Origin of the sequence: Ruegeria sp. (assembly GCF_965243365.1) — a bacterium.
Classification (GTDB): Bacteria; Pseudomonadota; Alphaproteobacteria; order Rhodobacterales; family Rhodobacteraceae; genus Ruegeria.
The window spans coordinates 2299006-2319111 of record NZ_CBDEUW010000002.1 but is presented as its reverse complement, the minus strand read 5'-3'; the positions used below and the strand labels follow the sequence as shown (position 1 = coordinate 2319111).

Here is a 20106-nt window from a genome sequence, read left to right as displayed (position 1 = left end):
CCCGATCAGGGGAGGGTCAAATGGCAATCACCACATGTATATTCGATGCGTATGGCACTTTGTTCGATGTAGCCGCTGCTGCGCGTCAGGCTGCGGCAGAGCCCGGAAACGAAGCGCTAAGGGAAAAATGGCCCGAACTGGCCAATCACTGGCGGCTGAAACAGCTGCAATATACATGGCTGAGGGCGGTCGCCGACGCCCATGCCGATTTCTGGGACGTCACGCAAGACGGGCTGGATTGGGCGCTGGAGGCGACCGGCCTGCATGGCGATGCGACCCTGCGCCAACGATTGCTGGACCTGTATTGGGAATTGCAAGCCTATCCGGAAGTACCTGCCATGCTGGCCGCGCTCAAAGCGGGTGGATTGCAAACCGCGATCTTGTCCAACGGCTCGCCCCCAATGCTGGATGGTGCTGTGCAATCGGCCGGAATCGGCAGTGTTCTGGATGATGTTCTTTCGGTCGAAAGTGTTGGTGTCTTCAAACCTCACAAGCGGGTTTATGACCTTGTGCAGGAACGGTTCGGCTGCGCCCGCGATGAAGTTCTTTTCGTCAGCTCAAACGGCTGGGATGCGGCTGGCGCAAGCGGCTATGGTTTTGTGACTGCTTGGGTTAATCGGGCAAACGAACCAATGGACCGACTGCCCTGGACCCCAGCACATACTCTGTCGGACCTGACCACAATCCCTGACTTGGCCGGTATGTGATGGCCTTCTTCACAACCTCGGACGGCCAGCGTTTGCACTTTGAGGATTCTGGCACTGGTACGCCGCTGCTGTGCCTTGCCGGATTGACCCGATCAGGCCTCGATTTTGGGTATCTGGCACCGCATGTCGCTGACCTGCGCATGATCACGATGGATTATCGCGGGCGCGGGCGTTCGGACTTTGATCCGGACTATATGAACTACAACGTTCTGCGTGAATCTCATGACGTGATCGAACTGATGGATCATCTTGGGCTTAAGCGCGCAAACGTCCTCGGCACATCTCGCGGTGGTCTGATCGCCATGGCGCTGGCCGCCAGTCACCCCAAGCGATTGAAGCGTGTCATCCTCAACGATGTCGGCCCGGTGATCGAACCCGTGGGGATCGCCCAGATCATGGATTATGTCGGCAAGCAGCCTGTTTCGAAAACCTATGAAGAGGCGGCCCGCGCACTGAAACAGGCAATGGAGCCCCGTTTTCCGGGCGTACCACTTGAAAGATGGCGACAGCAGGCCGAGGTGCAGTATTCCGAAACCAGCGGCGGTCTTGGGTTGCGCTATGACCCCGCGTTGCGCACTGCGCTGATCGAGCAATCCGTAACCGGCGCGACCCCTGATCTGTGGCTGTTCTTTGAAGCCCTGCGCGACATCCCGACCGGCGTTATCCGTGGTGCGAATTCCGATGTTTTGGGTGCCGCGACACTGGCCGAAATGCACGCCCGGCATCCGGGGCTGATCTCGGTCGAGGTTCCGGATCGCGGCCATGTTCCGTTTCTGGATGAACCAGAGTCACTTGAACTCATCCACAAGGTGTTGGAGACCGCATGAGTACGTTGGACATGATCGAGGCCGCCGCCATTCGGCTAAATGGGCATGTGCGTGAAACGCCGATCCTCACATCACCCTTTCTGGATGAAATCGCGGGCCGCCGGGTGCTGATCAAACCGGAATGTCTGCAGCATACAGGCAGTTTCAAGTTCCGGGGTGCGTGGTCGGCTATTTCAGCCTTAGATGACGCCGCGGGCAAACGCGGGGTCATCGCCTTTTCATCGGGCAACCATGCGCAAGGCGTGGCCTACGCGGCAGCGCAACATGGCGTTTCTTCCGTCATCATTATGCCCTCGGACGCACCAAAGCTGAAGATCGACAACACCCGCGCATTGGGGGCCGAAGTTGTTCTGTACGACCGCGCCAAAGAAAGCCGCGAAGAGATTGGAGAAGCCCTTGCCAGCGAGCGGGGCCTGACCCTGATCCGTCCATATGACGAACCGCAAGTGATCGCCGGGCAAGGTACAACCGGGCTGGAAATTGCGCGACAGGCCAAGGATCTGGGTGTCACCGAAGCCGACGTTCTGATCTGCTGCGGCGGCGGAGGGTTAACGTCGGGCATCGCATTGGCGCTTGAAGAGCATGCCCCGGGTTTGCGTGCGCGTCCTTGCGAGCCTGAAGGATTTGATGACGTAAAACGTTCGCTGGCGTCGGGCAGCATTCAGAATAACAACGCCACATCGGGCAATATCTGCGATGCCATCCTGACGCCGCAACCCGGTCAGATCACCTTTCCCATCCTGAAACGCCTTTGCGGGCCCGGGTTTTCGGTCTCGGAACAAGAAGCGATGCATGCAGTGGCGCTGGCGTTTCTTAGGCTGAAGATCGTGTTGGAACCCGGTGGAGCAGTGTCTTTGGCGTCTGCGTTGTTCCGAAAGGATGAGATCGAAGGTGATGCCGTCGTCGTTGTCGCATCCGGCGGGAATGTCGATCCGCAGGTATTTCGACAAGCCTTGGAATTCCTGACCTGACAATTGGACCTAACGGGTGCAAACTGTTGGCAACACCTATCCTCCGCCCGCAGATATTGGAACCGAAACAATGAACATCGTTGAATTGGGGGACGTGGGTCTCCACTATCGCATTGACGGCAACGCTGACGGTCCGCCCGTGGTCTTTGCGAACTCACTGGGCACCGATATGCGATTGTGGGATCCGGTTCTGCCATTCCTGCCCGAGGGCTTACGCGTCATCCGATTTGACAAGCGCGGGCATGGGCTGTCGTCGCAACCTGCGGGCCCCTATACGATGGGTAGCCTGGTACGCGATGCCGAAAGACTGCTGGATTATCTGGACGTCAAAGATTGCGTTTTCGTGGGCCTGTCCATCGGTGGAATGATCGCGCAGGGACTGGCCGTCAAACGCTTGGATCAAATCCGGGCGCTGGTGCTGTCAAACACGGCGGCCAAGATCGGAACACCCTCGATCTGGCAGGAGCGTATCACTGCAGCGCAATCCGGCGGGATTGAAGCGCTGGCAGATGCCACAATGGAGCGCTGGTTCTCAAAACCTTTCCGCGCAAGCCCCGAAATGCAGTTGTGGCGCAATATGATGGTGCTCCAACCGCTGGAAGGGTACCTGGGATGCTGTGCGGCGATTTCGGGTACGGATTTCTATACTCCAACCAGCGGGCTGCGCCTGCCGGTACTTGGGATAGCTGGCAGCGAGGACGGATCAACCCCACCCGATCTGGTGCGCGAAACCATCGATCTGATCCCGGGTTCGCGATTTGAATTGATGCGAAAGGCCGGGCATTTGCCTTGTGTCGAACGCCCCGCTGACTATGCCGCATTGCTGACCGGGTTCCTGACCAAGATTGGGCATATTTGAGGAAGACAGATTATGGCAGATTTATTGTTGGTGCATGGCTCTTGCCACGGCGCGTGGTGTTGGCGCGATCTGATCCCGGAATTGACGGCACTTGGTCACTCCGCTCGCGCCATCGACCTGCCCAGCCACGGCTCGGACCCAACGCCCATCGCTGATGTCACGCTGGACCTGTGCCGCGACACGGTTCTGGCAGCCTCATCCCCCGAGACAATTATTCTTGGCCATTCATGGGGCGGCTATCCCATCAGCGCTGCGGCCGAGGCGGACCCAAACGCCATGCGTGGGCTCATATACCAAAGCGCTTACGTGCCGCATGCGGGCCTATCCATGGTCGAGATGCGAAGGCGCGGGCCACGCCAGGTGATCGGCGACGCCGTCGAAAAATCCGCAGACGGGCTTTCGTATAGCGTCCTGCCGGACCGGGTGCAGCAGCTGTTTTACCACGACTGCCCTTCGGAGGTCGTCACCTATGCTCTCGCGCGCCTATGCCCGCAGGCAATCCTGCCGCAAGACACTCCCCTGCCAACCAGTGAGAATTTCGCCAGCGTACCCAAGGCTTATATCCGCACCACCGATGACCGAACTGTGCCGACCGAATATCAGGCGCAAATGGCCCAATGTGCGGACCCTGAACAGCATGTGACCATCAACAGCTCGCATTCTCCATTTTTCTCGCAGCCTGAACACATGGCAAAACTGATCGATAGGATCGTGAGGCGCATGTGACGTACCGTTAACCGAACAAAGCTGACTTTTCAGATTGCAGATGTGCAGTTAGGGTCCGGCTACGACACAGCCCGGAATCCCTATGCGTCTGCCTTTTCTGTTTGTTCTTGGTACGGTGATGATCGACGCGATGGGCATCGGTCTGGTGTTGCCCATCATGCCGCAATTGATTGTCGAGGTTCAGGGCGGCACTCTGGCTTCCGCTGCGATCTGGGGCGGCATCCTCAGCACCGCTTTTGCCACCATGCAGTTTCTGTTCGGCCCGGTTCTGGGCAATCTGTCGGACGCCTATGGACGCAGACGGGTTCTGCTGGTTTCCCTGTTTGTCATGGCACTGGATTACGTCGTGATGGCCGTTGCCGGTAGTATCTGGCTGTTGCTGGCCGGGCGGATTATCGGCGGGATCACCGCAGCCACGCATTCTACGGCAGCGGCGTTCATGGCCGATGTCTCTAAGCCACAAGAAAAAGCGGCCAATTTTGGATTGTTGGGCGCGGCCTTTGGTCTTGGCTTTGTCCTGGGTCCACTTATGGGCGGAGTACTTGGCGAATTTGGCACCCGTGCACCTTTCTGGGCAGCGGCAGGGCTGTCAGCCATAAGCTTTTTACTCGGGCTGTTGGTCATGCCTGAATCTGTCACCGATAAGAACAGGCGCGCCTTTCAATGGAAGCGCGCCAACCCGGTGGGCGCGTTAACGGCCATTGCCGCCTTACCTGGTATTCAGCCGCTGCTGTGGGTCTATTTCCTCTATTCCGTGTCAATATACGTCTACCCAGCCATCTGGTCCTACTTCACTTTGGAACGGTTTGGCTGGTCACCGCAGATGATCGGCCTGTCACTCGGTGTTTATGGGCTGGGTATGGCCGCTGTACAGGGCGGGCTGATCCGCCCGGCAACGCGGTATCTGGGTGAACGTGTGACCGTGATCTGGGGCATGGGGTTCGAGATCGTCAGCTTTGCCCTGTTGGCCTTTCTGACCAATGGCATAATTGCGCTGATGCTGATCCCGATCACTGCCCTTGGGGCGGTTGTGACACCAGCCCTGCAAGCAATGATGTCCAGGGCCACACCGGACTCCCAACAGGGGGAATTGCAAGGTGTCCTGACCGCGCTGCATGCCTTGTCGATGATCATCTCACCGTTGCTTATGACCAGCGTGTTCGCGGAATTCTCCCGTGCAGGGGCCATGTTCTATTTGCCGGGTGCGCCGTTCCTGCTAGCGCTGGTTCTGATGCTAATTGGTCTGGCGCTTTTCCTGCGTCCCTTGCGTCACCCGGCCTAAAACGACACGCGCGTGACGGAAATTGCCTTGCGGGACGCGATCCGGACGTCCACCGTGGACTGAAAGAGAAACGGGGACAGACATGCAATCTATCAAAGCCGCTGTGTGCCGGACGTTCGGCCAACCTTTGGTCATCGAAGACATCCAGATTGCTCCACCCGGTATGGGAGAGGTCGAGGTCACTTTGGGCGCGGTGGCCATCTGCCATTCTGATATTACCTATGCCAGCGGTGCATGGGGTGGCTTTCTGCCCGCCGTTTACGGGCACGAAGCGGCAGGTGTCATAACCGCGACCGGCGACGAGGTCGGGCCCTTCAAGATCGGAGACCCGGTTGTCGTGACCCTTATCCGCAGTTGCGGCTCCTGCCCCTCTTGTGCAAGCGGCAAACCTACGATCTGCGAGACCCCTTATGACGCCCTGAAAGGCCCCCTACGAACTGCAGACGGCGGACCTTTGGAGCAGTCGATGGCCTGCGGCGCTTTTGCCGAAAAGGTCGTGGTCAGTCATCGGCAGATTGTCAAAATCCCGCAAGACATGCCCAAGGATGTGGCCAGTCTGTTGTCCTGTGGTGTGATCACCGGCGTTGGTGCCGCCGTGAACGCGGCGGGCCTGCGCGCCGGTCAGGACGTAGTCGTGATTGGCGCAGGTGGCGTGGGTCTGAACGCCATTCAAGGTGCTCGCATCGCCGGGGCGCGGCGTATCGTGGCCGTGGACATGACTGAAGAAAAACTGGACATCGCCCGGGAATTCGGCGCCACAGATGGGGTGTTGGGCAGCCAGAAGGAACCCTGGAAAGCAGCTTACAAGGCTTTGGGCGGTCGTGGCGCAGATGCGGTCCTGATCACCGTTGGCGCCATCCCCGCCTACGATCAGGCCCCGCGCTACTTGGGTCCGGGCGGCAAAGCCATCATGATCGGGATGCCGCATTCCGGTGATTTCTCGTCCTACGAGCCCGTCATACTTGCCGCATTGGGGCAAGGTCTGATCGGCTCGAAGATGGGTGACGTTGTCATCCAACGTGACATCCCATGGATGATCGACCTGTACGAACAAGGAAGACTAAAACTGGACGAGCTGATCTCGGGCCGATGGTCGCTGGATCAAATCAACGAGGCGATCGAGGATACAAAGACCGGGGCGGCCAAACGTAATGTGATCCTGTTCAATCAGGGCTGAACATCGGGGAGGAATTCGATGAAACTTCAGGATCTCGACATTATCGTGACCGCCCCGCCTGCCCCCGGCTGGGGTGGACGGTATTGGATACTGGTCAAAGTCACGACAGACACAGGTGTTACGGGTTGGGGAGAATGCTATGCCTCGACCGTCGGCCCCGAGGCGATGACACACGTCATCCGAGATGTGTTCGAACGCCACATGGCCGGAGAAAACCCAGAAAACATCGAACTGATGTTTCGCCGCGTCTATTCCAGCGGGTTCACACAACGCCCTGACCTTACGGCAATGGGCGCGTTTTCAGGGCTGGAAATCGCGTGCTGGGACATCTTGGGCAAAGACCGCGACCGCCCCGTCTATGCCTTGTTGGGCGGCAAAGTAAATGACCGCATCCGTGCCTATACTTACCTTTACCCCCTGCCCCAACATAACCTGAACGATTTCTGGACCGCGCCCGATCAGGCCGCTGAAAGCGCGCTGGAAATGGTTCGCCGGGGCTATACTGCGGTCAAGTTCGATCCTGCCGGCCCCTACACGATCCGAGGCGGACATATGCCAGCGATGTCCGATATTTCGATGTCGGTCGCCTTCTGCAAAGCCATCCGCGAAGCGGTCGGGGACAAAGCGGACCTGCTGTTCGGCACCCACGGACAATTCAACACCGCAGGCGCGATCCGGTTGGGACAAGCGTTGGAACCCTATTCCCCGCTTTGGTTCGAAGAACCTACGCCACCCGACATGATCGAAGATATGGCCCGCGTCGCCCGCAACGTCCGCATCCCGGTCGCAACCGGAGAGCGTATGACCACAAAGGCCGAATTCAGCGCTGTTCTGCGCACAGGTGCCGCGGAAATCCTGCAACCGGCGTTAGGGCGCGCTGGCGGCATTTGGGAAATGAAAAAGGTCGCGGCCATCGCCGAGGTTTTTAACGCGCAGATGGCACCGCATCTTTATGCTGGTCCGGTCGAGTGGGCCGCCAACATCCACCTTGCCGCTTCAATCCCCAACCTGCTGTTGCTGGAAACCATCGAAACACCGTTCCACGAGCAGTTGATCAAAGGCTCCATCCGCATTCAGGACGGCTTTGTTCCAGTCCCCACCGAACCCGGCCTTGGGATAAAGGTGGACGAAGAACTGGCCCGCGCCCATCCTTACACCGGCGACGGCCTGCATCTTCAAATGCAAGAAGACCCATGCAATTACGTCGACGGCAACGCGTTCCAAGGCGGAGCACCTGCGACCGAGGGGTGACAAACACAGGGCGTTTAGGGCATATTGCATCAACCCCTCGTTGCAAACCGGTTTGCATGTGACTGTTCAAGACCCCGAAACCACTCACCTCGCGCCGCAAACCCCGGCGGAAATGGAAGAAAGCGCCGGAAAGGCGGCCGCGTTCCTGAAGGCGCTGGCGCACCAGGGGCGGCTTATGATCCTGTGCCACTTGGGTACCGGAGAGCGTTCAGTCGGCGAGTTGGAGGCGTTGCTGAATATGCGACAAGCCGCCGTCAGCCAAATGCTCGCGCGTCTGCGGGAAGAGGAGATGGTGACGACCCGCCGCGACGGAAAGACAATCTACTATGCGCTTCACGATGGCAAAACGGCTCAGGTCATCGAATTGCTTTACGACCTGTTCTGCGCTCCGGAAGACTGAACGTCAGTTCGAGACATAGCCCGCGATCACCTGCATCAGCTTGAACGCCGTCGCGGCATCGTTTTCGACCACAGCCAGGAACTCCTCTTCACCGATGCGCAGACAGGACAGTTGCGTCTCGGCGATCATGCTGAGCGCTCGGGGCTCTTTTCGGATCAGACCCAATTCACCAACCAAAGCGCCAGCCCCCACTTTGGTGATCAACTGATCCGGACCGTCCGCCTGGGGCAAGTAAAGCCCGGCTTCCCCTTCAAGAACCACATAGGCACCGTCTGTAGGCTGATCGTCTTTGAGGAAGACAACCTCGCCCGGTTTGGCGTCAAACCACCGGGCACCAAAGGCCAGCAGGCGCAACTGGCGGCGATCCAGCCCCGAAAACAGCGGCGTCTGTTCCAGCGCGCGCAGCTTACGTGCCAGATCCGCTGATGAGGCTCCGTCTTCTTCCACGTCCGCAGGCCCCTCGTCCGAAACAACCCGCCCCTGGCGTATCTCAACAAACATGTCGAACGCCTGCGGGTTCTGAAACTGATCATTCAGGTATATGACAGTTGCGTCCGGCAACAAAGCGCGCAGGTTTTTGTAGACAGCCACTTGTGTCTGCATGTCATAACTGGCCAGCGCGTTGTCGAGGATCAGAATGTCTGGCTTTTTGATCGTCGCACGAGTAAAGGCCAGAGGTTCAGCAAAGACAGCAGGCAGGTTTTGTCCGCCCAGCGCGACAGGCACGTCATAGATCAGTTCGACCACCAGCGGCCGCGCGCCGTTTTCCGCCAGCACATCAACGATGGTTTTGCGAACTTCATCAGATCGCGCACCGCCAATCTGACTGACTTTGCCGAAAAGTGCGTTTTCTAAAACGGTCAAACCCGGGGCAAACTCGGTCGCATCCAGCGGAACAAAGACATCATGCAGCCGCGCCATCAGCTTGTCGGAATGGGAAGCGCGCAATTCAAGAATACGGTTCTTGAGCTCGTCGGTGAACGCGGGCCCGATCTGCTCTGCCGAGATGACAAAAGGTACTGCCAGCAAACTGGCCAGTTGTTCGTCGTCCAGCCCAGAGGCCCCCTCTTTCCGGGTTTGTTCGACCAATTCTACGGCTGCTTCGTAGGTCTGAACCTCCAGCCCCAACTTGCGGAACAGCGGGTGGTCCGTGCCGTCCAATCCAAAAATCTGGCGCAGCATGTCGATCACATCGCGGGTCAGCCCGATCAGGGTTTCATCCAGCCCCAATTCACGCAATTGCCCCAGGAAAATCGTCTGACGCGCCAGCAGCTCTTGTGTTACGGGCACGCGCGGAGTGGCAAACAGCAGGTTTTCAACGACCGGCAGCGCCGGATTATAGGTGTCTCGATCAAAGACCAGCGCCTGTTGTTCCAGTCCGGCCTCACGCACAGCCGCTTGCACAAACGGCCTGATCTCGACCAGTTTGCGGGCCAATGCCGGATGTTCGTCAGCCTCGAACGCCTGCTCGGCCCCGCGCAGGAACAGCTCGGTCCCGGATCCCATCCCGTCGATCAGTTGCAGCCACCAATCCCGCAGGTTTTCAGCGTTATCGAACCCGGCCAAAGACGGATCCAGCCATTCGGTTTTGAATGGATCGTTGCTGTTTCCGGCACGCAGGGTTTCGGCAAAGTCCGGATCGTTTTCCAGCGCCGCAAGCGGTTTAAACCGCATTGGCATCATGACGTTGTCCCCCAACGACCCCTGAAACATCACCGGGCGCGAGGATGCATACCCGATACGCGACGCCACCACAGCCTGATGCAGGCCCGAAAGGTTCCGGCCGCCAATCTCCACCCGTCCGGAACTGGGCAGAATTTCCCGCGTCAGAAGGTCGGCCAGCGCGCGGCGATCCTCTTCACTTGGGGCGGAGATGCCGATTGTCTGTCCAGCCGGAAAGGTCAAATCAAGATCGTCCAGAATATGGTTGCCGTCCATATCCCGCACCGAGACGTGGTCCAGAACGATATCACCAGTCAAATGCGGGCGGGTTTCCGGTTGGCCTTCGAACAACTTTTCGTCCTGCATGCCGGACGGCGCGAAACGCTCGATCACGACCTCCCACCGTAGCGACATGTCTTGCGTCTGGTTGTAATAAGTCAGCAGTTCCTTCCACGGCGAACTCAGATCCTTATACGCCGCCAGCGCCGCGACCAGCGCCCCCAGCGAGACAGATCCCTGAAGAACCAGAAGGCCGCCCACAAGGTAGAACATGAACGGGGTCAGCTGCGAGATGAAGTTGTTGATGAACTTCATAAAGAATTTTTTCTGGTAGATATCAAAGCGGATGGCAAACAACCGCCCCAACTGATCCGAGATCATCGCGCGGCGATAACGCCAGCCTCCGTTGGCACGCAACGTCGACGCACCTGCGGCGTTTTCGCCAATCTGTGCCGCCAAAATACGCACTTCCTGTATGCGTTTCTTGTTCAACAGGTTGATCTGCCGCTGCAGGCGCGGAATCAGCCAGGCCTGCACCGGGATCAGCGCGACCGCGGCCAGCCCGAACCAGACGCTTTGAAGAAACAGAAACGATAGGATCGTGATCATTTGCCCGGCCTGCAGAACCGGTTGGCTGATCGCGTCGCCCATCAGCCCGCCCATCGGTTCGCTCTCGGCGGTGATCATCGACACCATCTCGCCCTGGCTGACACGCTCGAAATAGGGTTGCGGGAACCGCAGGGCGCGGCTGATAAGTTGATAGCGGAAGCGGCGCAACATGCGTTCGCTCAGCACGCCTTTCATCGTGTTGATCCGCATTTTCATCAGCCCGTGGGCCAGAACTGCCACCAGAAATGCTATACAAAGGACAATCAAAAACGTTGTCTGTTCCAGCGAGTATCCCCAGACATCGACAATCGGGCTGGCTGCACCAATCGCATCGTTGATAATGCGCTTGGGCAGTTCGAGCGTTAAATAAAGTAATGGGAATAGGGTCGAAGTCACAGCCAGCAAAATCAGCTGATCGCGTTTGGAATACTTCCAGATGAACCCAAAAATCGTGCGTTCTATGAAACCTGCCCCTGCTACTGTTCCGCCGCTTAAATCACTGATTTCGACGGGAAGACAACGGCCTGAATTTACCGCAATCGTATCCAAAGACGCAAATGAAATCCCGATTTGCGCCGAATTCCCCTTATGTGAACAAGTTCATTTGCGCGTAGCACTATTACCCCCTAGTCTTTGACACAGGACGATGTCGGGAGGGTTCATTTGCCTGCTACTATAGGCACGGTGTTTCTGTTGCTATGTCTGCTACAGATCAAACACATGTTTGCCGACTACTATTTGCAGACGCCCAAGATGTTATCTGGGCGAGGCACATATCTACATATGGGCCGGGCTCAACATGCCGCTGTGCATGTCGTGGGATCGGTCATTATTTTTGCGCTGTTTCGCGCCCCTGTTGAATTTATTCTGATCATCGCCGCCCTGGAATGGATTGTTCACTTCCACATCGATTTCGCCAAGGCCAGTTATTCCGACAAAAAACAGCTACAGCCCAATCAAGCCGCATTCTGGCGCGCTGCTGGTTTGGATCAATGCATGCATAACCTGACCTATATCGCGATGGCCTGGGCCTGGGCGACCTTCGCGGCCTGACATTCAGGGCACAATCGGCCGGTTTCGCTTGATCGTCCGCAAAACCACATTGGTTTGTGCGCTGGCAACCGCAGGCAAGCGGAACAGGAAATCCTCAAGAAACACGTTATAGGCCGCAAGATCCCGGCACAGAACCCGCAGGTGATAATCCGCTTGCCCAGTTGTGGCGTAACATTCCTGGACTTCAGCACTGATCTCGACCGCTCGGATAAAATCTACAATTCTGTCCGGGTCGTGCCGCGTCAGGTGTACATGCACGATCGCCTCGAACCCCAGACCCATGGCCGAAGGGTTCACGACCGCGCCATAACGTTCGATGATCCCCGCTTCTTCCAACGCGCGAACCCGGCGCCACAGGGCCGAGGCGGACATACCCACCTTGTCAGCCAAATCGGCGTTCGACATGCGGCTGTCCGTTTGTAGGTGCTGCAGAATTTGGCCGTCTCGGTCGTCGAATTGATCCATATTGGTTATTTCCTCCGAAATTTTACCAATTACTGGATGAAATTTTCGCATTTATTGAAATCAAAAGTCAATCTGGCACATCTTTTCACCGTGACCGGGATAGAATTTCAGAATCCACAGGCAACCCGGCGGATTCACGCGATGACCCATCACACCCCTGCCTTGCGCACCTACCAACTTGACGACCGGTATACCCAAACCGAAGGCCGTGTTTTTCTGACCGGCACTCAGGCTCTGGCCCGGATCATGATGGATCAGGCAAGACGCGACCGACAATCAGGATTGAACACAGCCGGGTTTATCTCGGGCTATCGCGGTTCTCCGTTGGGCGGTCTGGATCTCGAGCTGTGGCGCGCGAGCGAACGCCTCAAGTCCGACCGCATCACCTTTATGCCCGCAGTGAATGAAGACTTGGGCGCAACCGCCGTTCTTGGCGCACAACAGGCCACACTGGACCCGCATTGCGAAGTCGAGGGCATCTTTTCCATGTGGTACGGCAAGGGCCCCGGTGTAGACCGGTCCGGCGACGCGCTAAAGCACGGCAACGCCTATGGTTCCGCCCCCAAAGGCGGCGTGCTGGTTGTGGCAGGCGATGATCATGGCTGTGTCAGCTCGTCAATGCCGCATCAGTCGGATGTGGCCTTCATGGCGTGGTTCATGCCAACGCTGAACCCGGCCTCGGTCGAGGAATATCTGGAGTTCGGAGAATACGGTCTGGCGCTGTCTCGATTCTCTGGTACCTGGGTCGGTTTCAAAGCCGTCTCGGAAACCGTCGAAAGCGCCCGGTCCGTCGAATTGCGCCCAGATCGCCAATTCACCCTGCCACAAATCGACCAGCCTCCAAATGGTCTGCACGTTCGCCCAGCCGATTTGCCCTCACCCGAGATCGAAACCCGCATTCAACACAAACTGCGTGCGGTTCGGGCCTTTGCCGAGGAAAATCCGATCGACCGGCGCATATATGACATTGAGAAAGCGAAGTTTGGGTTCGTCACAACCGGCAAAGGACATCTGGACTTGATGGAGGCACTGCGCCTTCTTGGTCTGGACGAGGCAACCTGCCGCCGTTTGGGGATCGACATCTACAAGGTTGGCATGGTCTGGCCTTTGGCCCGGCGCAACGCCTTGCGCTTTGTGAAAGGCAAGGCCGAGGTGCTGGTTGTCGAAGAAAAACGCGGCATCATCGAAAGCCAGTTCAAGGAGTATTTCTATGACTGGCCCGGAGACAAGCCTCAGAAGATGGTTGGCAAATATGACAGCCATGGCGAGCCGCTGATCCCCTGGACCGGAGAGCTCAGCCCTCTGATGCTGGTCCCGATCGTCGCCGCGCGCCTGCATACGTTCTTCCCCGAGGAAAACCTGCCCGCCAAGGCTAAAGCCCTGACCGACACGCCGCCGCAACTGATCAACGTACCCGGCGCGACGCGTACGCCTTATTTCTGCTCGGGCTGTCCCCACAACACGTCAACCAAGGTGCCCGAAGGTTCAACGGCGGCCAGCGGGATCGGATGCCATGTCATGGCCTCGTGGATGGATCGACAGACGGTGGGCTATGCGCAGATGGGCGGCGAGGGCGTGCCGCATGTGGTGGCGTCCAAGTTCAATGGTGGAAAGCACATCTTCCAGAATCTTGGAGAGGGAACATGGTATCACTCGGGGTCATTGGCGATCCGGCAAGCGGTGGCCGCAGGAACGAATGTCACTTACAAAATCCTCTACAATGACGCCGTCGCAATGACCGGCGGGCAGCCCGTCGATGGCCCGGTCAGTGTCGCCGGCATCGCCCAAACCTGCCGTGCCGAAGGCGTTGAACGCATTGCATTGGTCTCGGACGATATCGAAAAGTTCCACAAGTCTGATTTCCCTCAGCGCACCAGTTTTCATGACCGGGCCGAACTTGACAATCTACAGCGTGAACTGCGCGAAGCCCCCGGCGTCACGGTCCTTATCTATGAACAGACCTGCGCGACCGAGAAACGCCGTCGCCGCAAGCGCGGTACGATGGAAGACCCTAACCGCTTTGTATGGATCAACGATCTGGTTTGTGAGGGTTGCGGTGACTGTTCTGTCGCATCAAACTGCCTGAGCGTCGAGCCGCGCGAAACACCGTTCGGACGCAAGCGCAAGATCAACCTAAGCACGTGTAACAAGGACTTCTCGTGCCTGAATGGGTTCTGCCCCAGCTTTGTGACTGTCGAAGGGGCGGAGCGTCGGAAACAGAAGGCCGATCTGGATCTGACCGAGCTTGAGAACAATCTGCCCGTTCCAACTCTGCCAGCGATGGACAAACCCTATGACCTGCTGGTCACGGGTGTCGGCGGGACAGGTGTCGTGACCATTGGCGCCTTGATCACCATGGCAGCACATCTTGAAGGCAGGGGCACTTCGGTTCTGGACTTCACGGGCTTTGCCCAGAAATTCGGGACTGTTCTCAGCTATATTCGCCTGGGCTCGGCGCCGTCGGATTTGAATCAGGTGCGTATCGACTCCGGCGCGGCGGATGCGGTGATCGGCTGTGACGTGGTGGTCAGCTCGGCGCCCAAAGCTTCGGCTCACTATCGCCGCGGCACACGGATAGTTCTGAATAGGGCTGAAATGCCAACCGGTGACCTGGTTCTGCATCGCGACGCGCAGTTGAATGTGTCCGACCGGGAGCGCGCGATTGAAACCGTCGTCGGTGCCGAGAATGTATCCGGCATTGACGCCAACCAGGTAGCAGAGGCTCTGCTGTGCGATGCCGTTTTCGCCAACATGGTCCTGCTGGGCTATGCGTGGCAAGCCGGATTGGTTCCGGTGTCACACAGCGCATTGGGTCAGGCCATTTTGCTAAATGGGGTCGCCATCGACAGGAACCGTCTTGCCTTCGCCATCGGGCGCTGTCTGGCCGCAGACCCTGCGCGACTTCCGTCAGTTTCTCAGCCGCAGGATGAGGTGGAAACACTGGATCAGATGATTGCCCGCCGTGCTGAGTTTCTGAGCGATTATCAGGATGCCGCTTATGCCAAGCTTTACTCTCATCGGATTTCCACCCTGCGCGCGAACCAGCCCGAGGTGATCGTCGATAGCGCCGCGCGCAACCTGTTTCGTTTCATGGCCTACAAGGATGAGTTCGAGGTTGCACGGCTTCAAACCTCCGAAGCATTTTCCGATGAGCTGGCCCGCACCTTTCAAGGTCGATTCAAGACCAAATACCACTTCGCCCCGCCGCTGATCAGTTGGGGGAAAGATGAGCAAGGTCGTCCCAAAAAACGGCAATTCGGTCCTTGGGTCCGCCCGGTCCTGACCGCCTTGGCGCAAGCAAAATCACTGCGTGGCAAGGCTTGGAATCCTTTCGGCTATCATTCCGAAGCACGGCTGCACCGTTCAATTCTGGCGTGGTATCAAGGCCTGCTCAACCAACTTGAAGCAGATATCGCGCCCGACGCGGATTGGCACCAGATCCTGTCTGCAGCGGATCAGATACGCGGGTATGGTCCTGTCCGCGAGGCCGGGTTCAAAACAGCGCGCACTGCGGTCGAAAAACTGCTATCCGATCACGCCGCACTGGCCAATCGGGACCTTTCATAGGCTTCCAGCCACAGTTGATCCAGCGCGTCGATCTTTTCAGGGTCAAACCTGTCCTCGACCTCCCAGTAGCGTCAGACGACACAAAATAGCCAAGCTCTGCCTCCCGGGCCAACGGTGCCTTCATTGACTTTGCGTTTGGGAAGGACGCGGGCAGATCGTCCTGTGTCGCAGCCGGGAACACCAGCCTGCTTTCCCCACTCGACAACCGAACGACACTGCAGTTCTGCGCGGCCCCGAACAAGGCAAGGCGCGCCGATTTGGCCTCGAGCGACCGCAGGGTCACGTCGCCACGCAAAGGATCTGCCGTTCCAGTGCCATAGAAATGCGTTTTGCCAGATCCGGGATAAATCATGTCGCAGCCGAAATAAGCCAGAACCGCAGGCTTCAGCGCGCCTAAAGCCCAATAACCGGCCGTGAAGGCCATGGTTCCACCGGCGTAGACGAACCCGCCATACTTGTTTTGTAGCGGAACGTAGTCCTTGGCTGTCACGATGTTCTGGCCAGGGGACAGGTCCGTTGGCCGGTTTTTAACCGGGAAATCTTCGGGATGGATCAGCACATCCCAATCCGGCCTGATCCGCCAGGCGTTGTTGATTGCAACGATATGGGTGAATGCCTGCCGCGGCCAGTCGCGCGCCGCAACCGCTGACGGAGCGCTGCCAAGGATCAGAACCTGCGGACGTTTCGATGCCATCGCGGGGCCTCGTATTTTCCTGTTCACCAGCGACCTAGGCCGCTTTGGGCACCAGTCTAGCCCAGAACAGAAAAACTGCTATCCGTATTGATTGGCCGTTTGCGCGAATAAAAACCCACATCGATCATGCGCCCGATATAAGGCAGTTCGAATTGCAAGGGCTGCGCATCGTGATCTGCCCCACCTTCGCAATAGCCGATCAGGGCCGCCATCATTTTCCCTGCAATTGGCGCATTCTTGTATTGGTTACCGCTGGTCCCGCACGCCATGTAAAACCCAGGCAGGCTGGATTTGTCGTAAATCGGAATCCAATCGGTCGAGGCGTCATACAGATCGACGACCCCTCGTGTTTTCGACGGGATCCCCAGGCTTGGGACACGTTGCGCGTATCGCATGGCCTGAGTGGTCCACTGGTCCGAGAAATCGTGATCATAGCTCTGATCGTCCTCGCACCATTGATGCGGGTCACATTCCGGGTCTTCCGAGCCGATCAGAATGTGATTGCCACGTTCTGGCCGACAATACAGCGCAATATCGCTGTCCGACACGATCGTTCCGTTGTTTTCGAAGTCGAACCCTTTCGGGGCAGGCACATGAACCACCTCTTGCCGAAGGGGCCGTGTTTCAATGGTCATATCCTCCAGAACCCCCGCCATCCCATTGATGATAGCCGATCCCGGACCCGCAACATTTACCACGACCTTGCTTCGGATCTTTTCGCCCGAGGCCAGCTTGACTCCGGCCACGCGACCAGCCTCTGTCAGGATTTCCGTAACTTCTGCACCAGTTCTGACGTCAGCCCCATGCTGTTTGGCGGCGTCCATCAGGTTCTGCGCTGAGAGGGCCGGATCCGTTACATACCCCGCATGCGGCCAAAAGATTGCGCCCTTTATCCGGCCCCCATTTGGCTGCCCGAACGCAGGGTCGTCCATGCGGCGAGCGGGCGCGAAACTGTCTAATGCATATATCGGGAGATGTTCTGTAATCTCCTCCGGCGACCAGTCCTCGAACGGGCAATCCAAGGCGGCGCTGTTGATTTTGTGCTTTTCCAGCATCCCGTTCGCATCGGTCTTCATGACCAGACAGCCGGTTTCGCGGAACTGCGCCAGGTTGGCATCGTCCGGCAGGCCCAGATAGTCGGCCCAGTCACGCCAGTAATGGTAGCCTTCCCAGGCGAAAGCAGTACCATCGAAAGTCGAATAGTGCATACGGATGATAGCGCAGGACCCGGCAGTCGATCCGTGGCCAACCTGTGAATTTCGGTCCAGCGAAAGGGTTTTCCAACCCTGCTTGGCCAATTCGAATGCGATTGCTGCCCCTATAACCCCTGTACCGATGATAATTGCGTCAGGTTGGTTCATGATCCACCCCCTCCCAAAACCGCTTTGCATAAGCGCTGAATTCCTCGACCTCGTCCGGGCGCGGTTCAACCCCGGTGAAGACGTAGAGGTAATGCGGAACCATCGACAATCTGACCGTCATCGGTTCATTCAACTGCGCCAGATCATAGCCAAGCTGCATGTAATAAAGAACGCGGCCGCGCGTTTCGGCCTCGGTTTCGTCGTACCCGTACCGGACGAACATTGCGCGCAGCGCGGCTAGGCGGCGTGCGTCTGACTGGTCCAGCATCCGCCGCACCTTGCCGGACCGGCGCGCCCAATCGCGTACGGCAAAGTCCAGTGCGGTATCGAACAAATCGGTATTCACCACACAGCGCTGGACATTGCACACCGCCGCGGTGATCGTCTCTGCCGGTAATTCCGATTGCGAGATCAGCGCCGCCGTATTGGTAGCTTGCCAACGGTTCAGCAGCGCGTCCAACAATTCCTGCCGCGATTTGAAATACCAATAGAAAGACGAGCGTGAGACAGCCATACGCTCGGCCAGGTTCATCACCTTGACCTGCTCGACCCCGTCCGAGATCAGTACGTCCATGGCTACATTCAGCCAATCGTCACGAGTGACCTTGATGTTACCGACCAGAGGTTCCGCCTTGGGGTCGTCGCGGTGCAGAATAGGTTTGGTGTTCATTCAACTCTCCGGCGGTGCGCCGCCCTCTTCCGTGCGGCGCGCTATGAAGTCCTTCAGCGCGCCGATGCGATCCAGTTCCTGCCCCGGCGCTTTGAAATTCGCCAGGATGTCCTTCCACACGCCCGTTGCACGCCGATTGGCATCGATCGCACCACGCTCGGTCCATGTTCCGAAATTGGCATAGTCGTGCAGATGGGGTTCATAGAACGCCGTATTGTAGCGCTCCATCGTCTGGCTGGTGGCAAAGAAATGCCCGCTGGGTTCCACTTCGCTCAGCGCGGTGTCGAACCCGATCTCATCCCCACCGGCCTGTGCCCCGGCGCAAAGCTCGGCCACCATGTTCAGCACTTCGGCATCGCAGATCATTTTCTCGAAAGACACCGTCAGACCGCCTTCGAGCCACCCGGCCGAATGGATGATCACCGTCGCCCCGGCCATCAGGCAACCCCACAGGCCGAACTGGTTTTCATTCGCGGCCTGCACATCGTTGATATTGGCAGCCGAACCCGCCGCCGACCGCCATGGCAAGCCAAGATGGCGGGCCAACTGACCGGCGGCCAACGAGGCCTGGAAATGCGAAGGCGTGCCAAAGGCTGGCGCACCGGACTTCATATCCACGTTGCTGGTGAAGGTCCCATAACAAACCGGCGCACCGGGATTGGCCAGCTGGGTCAGTGTCAACGCCGCCAGCGCCTCGGCGTGCGATAACGTGACGGCCCCGGCCACAGTAATCGGCGCCATTGCCCCCATCAGGGTAAAAGGCGTGATGATCGACATCTGGCCATGGCGGGCAAAGTCGATCAGTCCCTGTGCCATCGGAATATCCAACGTCCGCGGGCTGTTGGTGTTGATGATGGTATAGCAATGCGGATTGGCGCGGAACTCATCATCGGTCAGCCCGCGCGCGATCGACAGCATCTCAAAGCAATCCATCACCTGCGGCGTACCGCGCGAGAAGAAGAAGGGGAACTTATCCGTCAGCTCCATCTGCGCTTGCGTCGTGAAATAGTGGCGCAGGTGAGTCGGTACATCCTGCGGCTCAACCTGGGGTGAGATCATCTGGAACACATCAAAATGATGCGTAAGCTTCAGAAATTCCAGATAATCCTGCCCGCTTGCCGGTCTGCGCCCACGTTCCAGATCGGTCGCATTCGGAGCCCCCGCCCCAGGTTGGAACACCAAAGAGCCCAGTTCCAGCGTGAAATCCCGCCGACGCGCACCCGCGCGGCAGGCGATGGATTTCGGGGCCGAAGCTATCGCGGCTTCGACAATGTCGCGCCCGATAAAGACCATTTCGCTGTCTTCATCCATCCGGGCGCCGCCTTGGGCAAATATCCGGCGCGCCTCGGGCAACAGGACTTTCACGCCCAAGTCTTCCAACGTGCGCAGCGCGGTTTCGTGCATATCCGCGATCTGGCCCGCTGGAAAAACCTCCATCTGCGGGAACGGATTCCGGAGCTGGCGATAGTTTACATCGCGTTGGGGTGGAGGCATCGCCTCGGCCCCGCGTCCGCGTCGACGGCGTCTGCGGTTTTCAGCTTCCATG

General features: G+C 58.1%; 17 protein-coding genes. 11 read left to right on the top strand and 6 right to left on the bottom strand.

Annotation, left to right across the window (positions count from 1 at the left end):
* The first annotated feature begins 20 nt into the window (after positions 1-20).
* The 9 genes from ACP0GE_RS15215 to ACP0GE_RS15175 all read left to right on the top strand — a co-directional run bounded on the left by ACP0GE_RS15215 (position 21) and on the right by ACP0GE_RS15175 (position 8200).
* Positions 21-707 carry a haloacid dehalogenase type II gene (locus ACP0GE_RS15215; protein WP_424832761.1) on the top strand — a complete coding sequence of 229 codons (687 nt, stop codon included), beginning with the start codon at positions 21-23 and terminating at the stop codon, positions 705-707.
* Entirely contained in the window at positions 707-1534 is an 828-nt protein-coding gene (locus ACP0GE_RS15210) for an alpha/beta fold hydrolase (RefSeq protein ID WP_424832760.1), read from the top strand. Before ACP0GE_RS15215 ends, ACP0GE_RS15210 begins: the two co-directional genes overlap by 1 nt.
* Complete coding sequence (locus tag ACP0GE_RS15205) at positions 1531-2505, top strand: threonine ammonia-lyase (RefSeq protein ID WP_424832759.1); 975 nt, start codon at positions 1531-1533, stop codon at positions 2503-2505. The genes ACP0GE_RS15210 and ACP0GE_RS15205 overlap by 4 nt, the downstream gene beginning before the upstream one ends.
* 70 nt (positions 2506-2575) lie before the next feature.
* Positions 2576-3364, top strand: coding sequence for a 3-oxoadipate enol-lactonase (gene pcaD / locus ACP0GE_RS15200; protein ID WP_424832758.1), 789 nt, complete (start codon positions 2576-2578; stop codon positions 3362-3364).
* Between the two features lie 12 nt (positions 3365-3376).
* Complete coding sequence (locus tag ACP0GE_RS15195; RefSeq protein ID WP_424832757.1) at positions 3377-4090, top strand: alpha/beta fold hydrolase; 714 nt, start codon at positions 3377-3379, stop codon at positions 4088-4090.
* Positions 4091-4172: 82 nt separating this feature from the next.
* Entirely contained in the window at positions 4173-5372 is a 1200-nt protein-coding gene (locus ACP0GE_RS15190) for a TCR/Tet family MFS transporter (RefSeq protein ID WP_424832756.1), read from the top strand.
* An 82-nt stretch (positions 5373-5454) separates the two neighbouring features.
* On the top strand, positions 5455-6549 hold the full coding sequence (locus ACP0GE_RS15185; RefSeq protein ID WP_424832755.1) for a Zn-dependent alcohol dehydrogenase: 1095 nt from the start codon (positions 5455-5457) through the stop codon (positions 6547-6549).
* Between the two features lie 18 nt (positions 6550-6567).
* A complete protein-coding gene (locus tag ACP0GE_RS15180; RefSeq protein WP_424832754.1) occupies positions 6568-7800 on the top strand; it encodes a mandelate racemase/muconate lactonizing enzyme family protein in 1233 nt (410 codons plus the stop codon).
* Between the two features lie 112 nt (positions 7801-7912).
* Complete coding sequence (locus ACP0GE_RS15175; RefSeq protein WP_424833857.1) at positions 7913-8200, top strand: ArsR/SmtB family transcription factor; 288 nt, start codon at positions 7913-7915, stop codon at positions 8198-8200.
* Between the two features lie 3 nt (positions 8201-8203).
* On the opposite strand, the gene ACP0GE_RS15170 is transcribed toward ACP0GE_RS15175, so the two are convergent.
* Entirely contained in the window at positions 8204-11200 is a 2997-nt protein-coding gene (locus tag ACP0GE_RS15170; RefSeq protein ID WP_424833856.1) for an ABC transporter transmembrane domain-containing protein, read from the bottom strand.
* 213 nt (positions 11201-11413) lie between these two features.
* On the opposite strand from ACP0GE_RS15170, the gene ACP0GE_RS15165 reads away from it, so the two are divergent.
* Positions 11414-11803 carry a DUF3307 domain-containing protein gene (locus ACP0GE_RS15165; protein WP_424832753.1) on the top strand — a complete coding sequence of 130 codons (390 nt, stop codon included), beginning with the start codon at positions 11414-11416 and terminating at the stop codon, positions 11801-11803.
* A 3-nt stretch (positions 11804-11806) separates the two neighbouring features.
* Here ACP0GE_RS15165 and ACP0GE_RS15160 read toward each other — a convergent pair whose 3' ends face one another.
* A complete protein-coding gene (locus ACP0GE_RS15160; protein ID WP_424832752.1) occupies positions 11807-12268 on the bottom strand; it encodes an Lrp/AsnC family transcriptional regulator in 462 nt (153 codons plus the stop codon).
* A gap of 141 nt (positions 12269-12409) precedes the next feature.
* Between ACP0GE_RS15160 and ACP0GE_RS15155 the strand changes: the two genes are divergently transcribed.
* Positions 12410-15835, top strand: a complete 3426-nt coding sequence (locus tag ACP0GE_RS15155) for an indolepyruvate ferredoxin oxidoreductase family protein (RefSeq protein ID WP_424832751.1) — start codon at positions 12410-12412, stop codon at positions 15833-15835.
* Here ACP0GE_RS15155 and ACP0GE_RS15150 read toward each other — a convergent pair.
* The 4 genes from ACP0GE_RS15150 to ACP0GE_RS15135 are packed head-to-tail and all read right to left on the bottom strand — an operon-like array spanning position 15762 to position 20105.
* Entirely contained in the window at positions 15762-16529 is a 768-nt protein-coding gene (locus tag ACP0GE_RS15150; protein WP_424832750.1) for a hypothetical protein, read from the bottom strand. The two genes, ACP0GE_RS15155 and ACP0GE_RS15150, sit on opposite strands and share 74 nt — an antisense overlap.
* A 56-nt stretch (positions 16530-16585) precedes the next feature.
* Positions 16586-17890, bottom strand: coding sequence for an NAD(P)/FAD-dependent oxidoreductase (locus ACP0GE_RS15145; protein ID WP_424832749.1), 1305 nt, complete (start codon positions 17888-17890; stop codon positions 16586-16588).
* Positions 17877-18560 (bottom strand): TetR/AcrR family transcriptional regulator, encoded by a 684-nt coding sequence (locus ACP0GE_RS15140; protein ID WP_424832748.1) that lies wholly within the window; start codon positions 18558-18560, stop codon positions 17877-17879. Before ACP0GE_RS15140 ends, ACP0GE_RS15145 begins: the two co-directional genes overlap by 14 nt.
* A complete protein-coding gene (locus ACP0GE_RS15135) occupies positions 18561-20105 on the bottom strand; it encodes a trimethylamine methyltransferase family protein (protein WP_424832747.1) in 1545 nt (514 codons plus the stop codon). It lies immediately after the preceding gene.
* Between the last annotated feature and the right edge of the window lies 1 nt (position 20106).